The 9,979-nt window shown below is 60.7% G+C and carries 10 protein-coding genes and 2 pseudogenes; 7 read left to right on the top strand and 5 right to left on the bottom strand.

The window, feature by feature from the left end; genetic code table 11:
- Window positions 1–94 precede the first annotated feature (94 nt).
- Entirely contained in the window at window positions 95–373 is a 279-nt protein-coding gene (locus IQK56_RS30135; protein WP_193901959.1) for a hypothetical protein, read from the bottom strand.
- A 61-nt stretch (window positions 374–434) separates the two neighbouring features.
- Window positions 435–911: a hemerythrin domain-containing protein gene (locus IQK56_RS30130; RefSeq protein ID WP_193862102.1), complete on the bottom strand. Its 477-nt coding sequence runs from the start codon at window positions 909–911 to the stop codon at window positions 435–437.
- Window positions 912–1,235: 324 nt separating this feature from the next.
- On the opposite strand from IQK56_RS30130, the gene IQK56_RS30125 reads away from it, so the two are divergent.
- On the top strand, window positions 1,236–1,442 hold the full coding sequence (locus tag IQK56_RS30125; protein WP_122305162.1) for a PLD nuclease N-terminal domain-containing protein: 207 nt from the start codon (window positions 1,236–1,238) through the stop codon (window positions 1,440–1,442).
- A gap of 62 nt (window positions 1,443–1,504) precedes the next feature.
- On the opposite strand, the gene IQK56_RS30120 is transcribed toward IQK56_RS30125, so the two are convergent.
- Window positions 1,505–2,065: a type 1 glutamine amidotransferase domain-containing protein gene (locus IQK56_RS30120; protein ID WP_193862103.1), complete on the bottom strand. Its 561-nt coding sequence runs from the start codon at window positions 2,063–2,065 to the stop codon at window positions 1,505–1,507.
- 316 nt (window positions 2,066–2,381) lie between these two features.
- Between IQK56_RS30120 and IQK56_RS30115 the strand changes: the two genes are divergently transcribed.
- A complete protein-coding gene (locus IQK56_RS30115; RefSeq protein ID WP_099586892.1) occupies window positions 2,382–2,813 on the top strand; it encodes a DNA methylase in 432 nt (143 codons plus the stop codon).
- A gap of 67 nt (window positions 2,814–2,880) precedes the next feature.
- On the opposite strand, the pseudogene IQK56_RS30110 reads toward IQK56_RS30115, so the two are convergent.
- Window positions 2,881–3,663 (bottom strand): annotated as a pseudogene (locus IQK56_RS30110) (DeoR/GlpR family DNA-binding transcription regulator).
- 121 nt (window positions 3,664–3,784) lie between these two features.
- On the opposite strand from IQK56_RS30110, the gene IQK56_RS30105 reads away from it, so the two are divergent.
- Window positions 3,785–4,945: an alpha-hydroxy acid oxidase gene (locus IQK56_RS30105; protein ID WP_193862104.1), complete on the top strand. Its 1,161-nt coding sequence runs from the start codon at window positions 3,785–3,787 to the stop codon at window positions 4,943–4,945.
- A gap of 192 nt (window positions 4,946–5,137) precedes the next feature.
- Here IQK56_RS30105 and IQK56_RS30100 read toward each other — a convergent pair.
- Window positions 5,138–6,064 (bottom strand): annotated as a pseudogene (locus tag IQK56_RS30100) (alpha/beta hydrolase).
- A 143-nt stretch (window positions 6,065–6,207) separates the two neighbouring features.
- On the opposite strand from IQK56_RS30100, the gene IQK56_RS30095 reads away from it, so the two are divergent.
- The 4 genes from IQK56_RS30095 to ycaC all read left to right on the top strand — a co-directional run bounded on the left by IQK56_RS30095 (window position 6,208) and on the right by ycaC (window position 9,946).
- Entirely contained in the window at window positions 6,208–6,795 is a 588-nt protein-coding gene (locus tag IQK56_RS30095) for an NUDIX domain-containing protein (protein ID WP_122307588.1), read from the top strand.
- A gap of 87 nt (window positions 6,796–6,882) precedes the next feature.
- Window positions 6,883–7,473 (top strand): antibiotic biosynthesis monooxygenase, encoded by a 591-nt coding sequence (locus IQK56_RS30090; RefSeq protein ID WP_122307589.1) that lies wholly within the window; start codon window positions 6,883–6,885, stop codon window positions 7,471–7,473.
- Window positions 7,470–9,308: an amidohydrolase gene (locus IQK56_RS30085; protein ID WP_150677151.1), complete on the top strand. Its 1,839-nt coding sequence runs from the start codon at window positions 7,470–7,472 to the stop codon at window positions 9,306–9,308. The genes IQK56_RS30090 and IQK56_RS30085 overlap by 4 nt, the downstream gene beginning before the upstream one ends.
- Window positions 9,309–9,328: 20 nt before the next feature.
- Window positions 9,329–9,946, top strand: coding sequence for an isochorismate family cysteine hydrolase YcaC (ycaC, locus tag IQK56_RS30080; protein WP_122307591.1), 618 nt, complete (start codon window positions 9,329–9,331; stop codon window positions 9,944–9,946).
- The last annotated feature ends 33 nt before the right edge of the window (window positions 9,947–9,979 follow it).

Below are 9,979 nucleotides of genomic sequence, written 5' to 3'. Positions count from 1 at the left end.
CGAAGCAGGCTTCAGCGCTTGGTTGCCCGTGCTTGATCGACATCAAGGCGCGGGCAACCAAGCGCGGGCCTCTAATCGGGCGCTGCCGGTCACGTCAGCTGCCTGTGCGTGGTGGTTGCTGCCGGTCTTTGTCTTTACCGCCCGCATCGGGCTTGGTGGTTTTGTCCGGCTGTTTGACGGTGTCCTGGCTTTTTTTGCCACTGTCGGCCGGGCTGCTCGGGTAAGTGCCGGGCGGCAGTGCCGACCCTGCAGCGCCGTCGTCTGCGACAGCCGTGGCGGCAGGTGTCGGGTTGTCGCCAAAGGCGGCCGTTACGGGTTGGCCTGACAGGGCTGCCAGGCAGAGTGCAAGCACGATTCCTTGTCTATTCGTCATGATTCAATCCTCTTGATTCATCGAACACACCCGTGGAGGTGTCCACGGGCCGACCGGTGCATTACGCAGTCATTGGCTTGCCTGCCGTCGCCTTCTTATGCGCGGCCTTCATGGCTTGCATTTGTGCACCCAGTTCTTCCAGCAATGCCTTGCCCAGCAGTTTTTTCGCTTGAGGAAACATCTCGGTTTCCTCTTCTTCGATGTGATGTTCCAGCAGCTCCTTGACCACCTTCACCCGACCGGAAAACTCGGTGGTGGACGGTTCCGTCTGCTTCAAGTCAGGCAGCACCAGGGAGTCGACGGTGCGATGCTCTTCCTTGGCTTCGTGGTACATGATGTCCTGTTCCTTGCCGCCGGCTTTACGGAAGGCCGGGTACAGAATCTCTTCCTCAAGCCGGGTGTGCAGGCTGATTTCCATTTCGAGTTTAGCCAACAGGTCGGTGCGTTTTTTAACCCCGCGTTCGGTGGACTCACTCAGTTGGGTCAACAGTGTTTTGACACGTTCATGGTCGGCTTTAAGCAGGTCTATTGCATTCATGATGAAACCTCACAGACAGGATTTGGGCGCGTCGAAGTGCGCGCTTCGTCTGGTGGGAAATTGCATAAGTCAGACCACTCTCGACGATAAGTAAAAAGTCATTTGAATCAATAGGTTGATATCGACTTTGAAGAGCCTCTGTCGTGCAGCTTGCATGGTCGGCCTCTGAGCAGGTTGCATTAAACCCGCCGCCATCCGCGCAACGGACAGACGCTGGCGACTCGACATGTGCCGCAATCATTGGGCGAGAGCGCACTGGCGTAATTTCGATGGAACCCTTGGGGCGAATGCTTGACCTAACCCATAGACCTCAGGAGGTGAATCATGGAAATGCATTATGTCTGGATCGGTTTGGCGGTGATTCTGCTGCTCTTTGAACTGTGGGCGATCAATGTCGTATTACGCAGCACCAGTGGCTGGGAGACCAAGGGGTTGTGGCTGGTGATTCTGATCTTTGTGCCGTTGCTGGGCCTGATTGCGTGGGCGATGCTCGGACCTAAGCGCGAGATGCCGGAACACCGCAGGAGCTGACGCCGACGGCAGTCAGCAAACAGGCGCCTCATGGGCGCCTGTTTACGTTCAGGTGCCGGATATCAGCCGGCCAGCGCCTTGGCAATCGCTTCACTGAATGCGGGCAAGTCGTCTGGCGTACGGGAGGTGATCAAGGTCCAGCCATTGGCGTCGCATTGCTTGACCTCGGCGTCGACCCAACCGGCGGCGCCGGCGTTTTCCAGGTCGATGCGTACGCTTTTATAGGAGGTCAGGGTCTTGCCTTTGATCACGCCCGCGTCGATCAGCGTCCAGGGCCCGTGACAGATGGCCGCAATGGTCTTGCCGGCGTCGGCGAAGCTCTTGATCAAGCGCAGTGCCGCTGCGTCCTGGCGCAGGGTGTCGGCGTTGACGGTGCCGCCGGGAATCACCAGCGCATCAAAATCGTCGCTCTGGACATCCGACAGTTGAACGTCGGATTCAACGGTCCTGTCCTTTTCGGTATCACCGACAAACGTCTGGGTGGTGCCACCTTTGCTGGAAGCGTGGGTCACCGTCGCGCCAAGACCGCGCAGTGCATCCAGGGGCTTGAGCAACTCGTCGCGCTCGATACCGGTATTGGAGGTGATGATGAGGATTTTCTTGCCGTTGAGTTGCGCGCTCATGGTCGATTGTCTCCTGGGTAGAAGGGTTGTGGGCGGTGGATTCCTGGCCCTTTCAACGTTGCAGATACCTGACTGTTGAGGGCGCGCTTGGGCAAAAGGTTTAAATTTTTTTGCGTCGATTTCTGCGCGGTAATTTCCTTGAACTATCGAAATTCCCAACGCTCTGCTTCACAAAGGAGGCGACTTTTCGTACTCCCGCCATTGCCTGGAGAGACACCGTGGCCGCTCGTAAAACTCTCGACCGTATCAGTTCGCAAGATGTCCGCACATGCACAGAGCCAGCCGTCAAGGCTGAGCGCAAACCGGGCCAATAAGCATGGCGCGCGCCATTACCGCCTCTGAATTGGGGATCGAACTCAAGCCAGACGATGACAGCGGCTTGTTCAAGTGGTTTATCGCCAGTTTCCTGATGGGCAAACGCATCCAGGCTCCCATCGCGGCACAGGCCTACAGGGAGATTGTGGAAGAGCAGGGGCGCGACACCGCGCGCAAGTTGCAGCACTGTACGTCGCGGGAGTTGGTGGCAATGCTGGGGCGTGCCCATTACGTTCGCTACGACGAATCCACTGCGCAGCGGCTGCTGGACCTCAGCGCAAAACTGAACGCCGAGTATGCCGGCAAGATCACCCACATCCGCCGCGCCAGCGCCGACCGCCAGGCATTTGAGAAGCGGCTGGCCGAGTTCGATGGCGTAGGCCCCAAGACTATCGAGATTTTCATGCGCGACGCGGCGGCGGTGCTGTTTTGACGGCATCGTTGTACGTCGGTTGTGCCGGTTGGAGCTTGCCGCGTGAGCACTGGCCGGCGCCCTGTACCTACTCGACCTCAACCCGCAACACCTCCAACCCTAACTGCTCATACGCCTCCACATTTGGCACGTGCCACTCGGTAATCAACGTGTGAATCCGACTGCAGGGCGCCACCACAAACGGCTCCACCGCACCGAGTTTGTCCGCCATGGTCACGGCGACAACCTGGGAAGCGCTGTCGAGCAAGGCTTGCTTGACCACCACTTCATCAAAATGCAGCGAGCTGATGCCCACCTGTGGATGCAGCGCGCACACGCCGGTGAACAACAGGTCGGCCTTGATGCTCTGGATCAGGCGCACGGCCTCGTGCCCACCGGTGGACAGCGTGGCCGGGTTGAGTTGGCCGCCGGCCAGAATCACTTTCACATGGGGATGATCGGCCAAGGCGATGGCGATCATCGGCGAGGTCGTGACACCGTCAGGTGGACCGCCCGCGGCAATGACTGGGCGATCTGCAGCGTGGTCGAGCCGGAGTCGAACAGCACAATCTGGCCGTCTTCCACTCGGCCCGCCGCCCATTGCGCGAGTTGGCGCTTGGCATCATTGGTCTCGCCGACCCGCGTGAAAAAGTCTTTGCCCGTGTCTTTGGGCCGGGGCAGGGCGCGCCGTGCACGCGCTGCAACAGGCCGGCGGCGGCCAGTTCGCCGAGGTCGCGGCGGATGGTGTCCTGGGACACGGCAAAGTGCTCTACCAGTCCGAGGCGGTGACTTTGCCGTCACGTTCCAGCAGCAACAGAATCTTCTGCTTGCGCAGGGAAGGCAGATCGATGGCGTGATGGGTGTCGTGCATGTTTGTGCGCTTTTTTGCGGGTTTATGCGAGATTAATCGCCCGCCCCTATAAACGCAATGGCTGGTTGAGCGACCGCCGGGCGGTTACTCTCTGAGCTCAGTTCAGGGAGAGGTGACCTAGATGTCGTTGATCACAACCATCGAAGATTTACGCAGGCTTGCGCAAAAACGTGTCCCAAGGATGTTCTACGATTACGCCGATTCCGGCTCCTGGACTGAGAGCACCTACCGCGCCAATGAAAGCGATTTTGCCTCCATCAAGTTCCGCCAGCGCGTGGCGCGCAACATCGATGAGCGCTCGATCCGCACCACCATGATCGGCCAGGACATGGCCATGCCCGTGGCCCTGGCACCTACCGGCCTGGCGGGCATGCAGCATGCCGATGGGGAGATTCTCACCGCCCGTGCTGCCGCCAGATTCGGCCTGCGCTACACCTTGTCGACCATGAGCATCTGCTCCCTGGAGGACATCGCCGAACAGGTGGGCCAGCCGTTCTGGTTCCAGCTGTATGTGATGCGCGACCGCGCCTTTGTCGAGCAACTGATCGAGCGGGCCAAGGCCGCCGGTGTGGATGCGCTGGTGCTGACCCTCGACTTGCAGATCCTCGGGCAGCGGCACAAGGACTTGATCAATGCCCTGTCAGCACCGCCCAAATTGACCCTGCCGAATATCCTCAACATGGCCACCAAGCCGCGCTGGGTGATGGGCATGCTTGGTACTCGGCGCCGCGGTTTCGGCAACATCGTCGGGCATGTGAAGGGCGTGGCGGACATGAGTTCGTTGTCGTCCTGGACCGCACAACAGTTTGACCCCCGCCTGAGCTGGGACGATGTGGAATGGATCAAGAAGTGCTGGGGCGGCAAGCTGATCATCAAGGGCATCCTTGATGTTGAAGATGCGCGCCTGGCGGCCGATTCGGGTGCGGATGCCTTGGTGGTGAGCAACCATGGCGGCCGTCAGCTGGATGGCGCCCCGTCGAGCATCAGCCAGTTGCCGGCGATAGTCGACGCGGTGGGCGAGCGTATCGAGGTGTGGCTCGATGGTGGTATTCGTTCTGGCCAGGATGTCCTCAAGGCGATGGCGCTCGGCGCCAAGGGCACCATGATCGGCCGTCCGCACTTGTATGGTTTGGGCGCCATGGGCGAGGCGGGCGTAACCAAGGCCCTTGACATCATCGCCCGTGAATTGGACGTGTCGATGGCGCTGTGTGGCTATAACGATATACGCGATGTGAACCGTGAGATTTTGCTGCCAGGGACCTTTCCAGAACGCATTGCCTGAGCAAATAAATCGTAAAAATACGAAAAGAGTTGTCCACGAAAACCGTGGGTATCTCTGTGGATAACTTTGCAAGACCCCAGCGGGTATGGCGATTTAGCCCGCGGTCAATATTTGATCAACTTTCAGCGAGGCCCAGTATGGGCAGGGTTGGCGCTTGACAGCCAAGCGCGAACCCAGTGCCGAAAAGCGCTTTTATGACTCGCCGTCGCGCCCTGTGGAGTGTGTGACAACCTGGGGCGGCATCCTGGCCTGCATCAGGTTGTCGAGTGCCTGGCGATAACTGCGACCGGCCAGGCTCATGCTGTTGTTATGGCTGGCGCCCGGCACCAACAACAGCCGCTTGGGCTCCTGGGCGGCTTCAAACAGTTGCTGGCTGAAGCGCGGTGGCACGTAGCGGTCGTCCAGGCCATGCACCACCAGTAATGGCATATGGATGTCGGCAATCTTGTCGATGGAATCAAACTTCTGCGACAGCAACCAGCGCACCGGCAATGACGTGTTGGCGACCGCCGTGGCGACGTCTGCGAGGGAGGTGAAGGTGGATTCGATCACCAGTCCGCGCACCGGCAGTGGCGTTTGCCTGCCCAGCTCGGCAGCCAGGTCGATGGCGACAGCGCCCCCCGAGGGAATGCCCGTAGATCAGGCGCTTGCTCGGGTCAGGTTGCAGCAGCTGGAAGCGCTCCCAGGCGATGCGCGCATCTTCGTACACCGTGGTTTCCGACGGCAGCTCACCGTGGCTTTGGCCAAAGCGCGATAGTCGATGGCCAATACCGAGTACCCAAGCGCGTGCAGTTGCTCGATGCGAAACAACTGCCCGGTGAGGTTCCAGCGCACGCCGTGCAGGTAGAGGATCGCGGGCGCGTCCTTCTTGTCCGCTGGGTACCACCAGCCATGAATGTTCTGCCCCGACTTGAAACTGGCAGGCTTGAGTTCGAATTCCTGCACCGCCTTGGGCAAGCCGCCGTACCAACTGGCGGTACCCGGCTCGATGCGAAACACCAGCTCGCGCTCCTTGTGTTGCAGCACGCTGCAGCCCACCGGCAGGCCAATGATCAACAACGCCATGCACAGCATGGGCAACCAGCGCAGGCTCAGGCGCGACATAAAACGAGAGGGCATGAAGGTTCCAGGGCAAAGGTGAAGCAGCGTTTTTAACAGATGGCCTGCACAAGCAGGCATTAATTCGACGGCCGTGCATAGCGATTGCTTGCAAAGTGTTACAGCGCTGACAATGGCTTCCTTCTTTGAGCCAAGGACCGACCATGGACAACAGCCCCGTGCGCATCACCGCCGAAGAGACTCTCTCGGACAACTGGTACCTGCTGAAAAAATACAGCTTCGACCTGCGCCGCCGCGACGGCAGTTGGCAAGCCCAGACCCGCGAGGTCTACGACCGCGGCAATGGCGCGACCATCCTGCTGTACAACCGTGCGCAACGTAGCGTGTTGCTGATTCGCCAATTCCGCATGCCCACTTTCGTCAATGATTACCACGGTTACCTGATCGAAGCGGCGGCGGGGCTGCTGGACAATGCCAGCCCCGAAGAGCGCATTCGCCTGGAGGCCGAGGAAGAGACCGGCTACCGCGTGGGGCAGGTGGAGAAGGTCTATGCGGCGTTCATGAGCCCTGGCTCGGTCACAGAGCGGATTCACTTTTTCATCGGCGAATACCAGCCAGGAGATCGCGTGAGTAGCGGCGGTGGCCTGCAAGAGGAGGGCGAGGATATCGAGGTGCTGGAGCTGGGCTTCGAACAGGCCCTGGCAATGGTGCAGAGCGGCGAGATAGCCGACGGCAAGACCATCATGCTGTTGCAGCACCTGGAGTTGCGCATGTTGAAAGAAGGCTGGTGACTTAAACAGCACGTACATCCAATTTTCCCACCCCCATCCCCGGCACACTCCCCTCATCGCTGACATTTCAAGGCAGAGGGGCACACCATGGACCCAGCACCACAGACGGGGCCCGACGAAGTCGTCACCCTGGTCGTCAAACACCTGATCAAGCAAGGCCAGGAAGCCCAGTACGAAGCCTGGCTGCGCCGCATCGTGCGCATCGCCGGCGAGCGTCCGGGGCACTTGGGTGTCGACGTGGTACGCAGTAAACAGAACAGCCTGGCGCTGTTCACCTGCGTGTTGCGCTACCGCTCCACCGATGACCTGGAAACCTGGCTCGACTCCCCCGAGCGCAAGGCCCTGATCGCCGAAGCCACGCCGATGCTGGCCGACGGCGACAAGACCGAAATCGGTGCGGTCAACGAATTCTGGTTCGCGCCCCTGGCCGACAGCGCCGCCAAGCCGCCGCGCTGGAAACAGGCGGTGGTCACCCTGTTTGTGATTCTGCCGCTGACCCTGCTGGTGCCCATCGTGTGGGGTCCGATCCTGCGTCTGCACCCGTTCCTCTCCAACTATGTGGTCGCCACCTTCCTGGTCACCCTGACCATCGTGCTGCTGGTGGTGTACCTGCTGATGCCGGCGGCCACCCGCCTGTTCGCCCCCTGGCTTGAAGCCTCTGTAAAGGAAACCCTATGAACGCCGATCTGATTCTGTTCAATGGCCAGTTCCACACCGTGGACCGGGAAAACCCACGTGCAACCGCCGTCGCCATCCATCAGGGCCGCTTCGTCGCCGTCGGCACCGACGGTGAAGCCATGGCCCTGCGTGGCAGCGGCACCCAGGTCATCGACCTCAAGGGCCGCACCGTGATTCCCGGCCTTAACGACTCCCACCTGCACCTGATCCGTGGCGGACTGAACTACAACCTCGAACTGCGCTGGGAAGGCGTGCCGTCCCTGGCCGACGCCCTGCGCATGCTCAAGGACCAGGCCGACCGCACGCCGACGCCGCAATGGGTGCGCGTGGTGGGTGGCTGGAACGAATTCCAGTTCGCCGAAAAACGCATGCCAACCCTGGAAGAACTCAACCAGGCCGCGCCGGACACCCCGGTGTTCGTGCTGCACCTGTACGACCGCGCCTTGCTTAACCGCGCCGCCCTGCGCGTGGCCGGCTACACCAAGGACACGCCGAACCCGCCGGGCGGCGAGATCGTACGCGACAGCCAGGGCAACCCCACCGGCATGCTGGTGGCGCGGCCCAACGCGATGATTCTGTATTCGACCCTGGCCAAGGGCCCGAAACTGCCGTTGGAATACCAGGTCAACTCCACGCGCCAGTTCATGCGTGAACTCAATCGCCTCGGTCTCACCAGCGCGATCGACGCCGGCGGTGGTTTCCAGAACTACCCCGATGACTACGCGGTGATCGAGCAACTGGCCAAGGATGAACAGCTGACGGTGCGCATCGCCTACAACCTGTTCACCCAGAAGCCCAAGGAAGAACTCAGCGACTTCAAGAATTGGACCGGCAGCGTCACCCTGCACCAGGGCGACGACTACCTGCGCCACAACGGCGCCGGCGAGATGCTGGTGTTCTCGGCGGCGGATTTCGAAGACTTCCTGGAGCCGCGTCCGGACCTGCCGCTGACCATGGAACAGGAGCTTGAGCCGGTGGTGCGCCACTTGGTGGAGCAACGCTGGCCGTTCCGCCTGCATGCCACCTACGACGAGTCCATCTCGCGCATGCTCGACGTGTTCGAAAAGGTCAACCGCGACATCCCGTTCAATGGCCTGCCGTGGTTCTTCGACCACGCCGAAACCATCACCCCGAAAAACATCGAGCGCGTGCGTGCCCTTGGCGGCGGCATTGCGATCCAGGACCGCATGGCGTTCCAGGGTGAGTATTTCGTCGAGCGCTACGGCGCCAAGGCCGCCGAAGCCACGCCGCCGATCAAGCGCATGCTTGCCGAAGGCGTGCCGGTAGGGGCGGGCACCGATGCCACGCGGGTGTCCAGCTATAACCCGTGGACTTCGTTGTATTGGATGGTCAGCGGCCGCACCGTTGGTGGCCTGGAGCTGCACGCCGAAGGCCTGCCGCGTCTCACTGCCCTGGAACTGTTCACCCACGGCAGCGCCTGGTTCTCGTCCGAGCAGGGCAAGAAAGGCCAGATCAAGGTCGGCCAGTTGGCGGACGTCGCCGCGCTGTCGGCGGACTTTTTCAGTGTCGACGAAGAAGCCATCAAGTGGATCGAGTCGGTACTTACCGTCGTCGGCGGCAAGGTGGTGTACGGCGCAGGCGACTTCGAAGATTTCGCCCCGCCGCGTGTGCCGGTGCTGCCGGACTGGTCGCCGGTGGTCAAGGTGCCGGGTCACTGGCGTCCGGCTTCCCCGCTTCAAGCCCAGGTTCACCAATGCAGCGGACCCTGCGGCGTGCATTCCCACAGCCATGAAAAAGCCCGTCTTTCCAGTGTGCCGGTCAGCGACTTCCAGGGTTTCTGGGGTGCGTTTGGCTGCTCGTGTTTTGCCTTTTAAACCCCCAAAGGAGTTAACCCATGACTTACAAACGCTTGAACAAAGATGATGCCGTTGTCCTGTTGGTCGATCACCAGACGGGCCTGATTTCCCTGGTCCAGGATTTCTCCCCCAACGAATTCAAGAACAACGTGCTGGCCCTGGCCGACGTGGCCAAGTTCTTCAACCTGCCGACCATCCTCACCACCAGCTTTGAAAGCGGCCCTAACGGCCCGCTGGTGCCTGAGTTGAAAGAACTGTTCCCGGACGCGCCGTACATCCCGCGTCCAGGCCAGATCAACGCCTGGGACAACGAAGACTTCGTCAAAGCCGTCAAGGCCACCGGCCGCAAGCAGATCATCATTGCCGGTGTGGTGACGGACGTGTGCGTAGCGTTCCCGACCTTGTGCGCCCTCGATGAAGGCTTCGACGTGTTCGTGGTCACCGATGCTTCCGGCACCTTCAACGAAACCGTGCAGCAGGCCGCCTGGGCACGTATGACCGCCGCCGGCGCCCAACTGGTGAACTGGTTCTCCGTGGCCTGCGAGCTGCAAGTGGACTGGCGCAACGACATGGAAGGCCTGGCCAACCTGCTGTCGCCGCGTATCCCCAACTACCGCAACCTGATGAACAGCTACTCGGCATTCACTACCAAGTAACCTGCTCTCAAGCCTGTAGGTAATCCCTTGTGG

This window comes from Pseudomonas cyclaminis, from assembly GCF_015163715.1.
Lineage (GTDB): Bacteria > Pseudomonadota > Gammaproteobacteria > Pseudomonadales > Pseudomonadaceae > Aquipseudomonas > Aquipseudomonas cyclaminis.
This window is presented reverse-complemented; position numbering and strand designations above follow the sequence as displayed.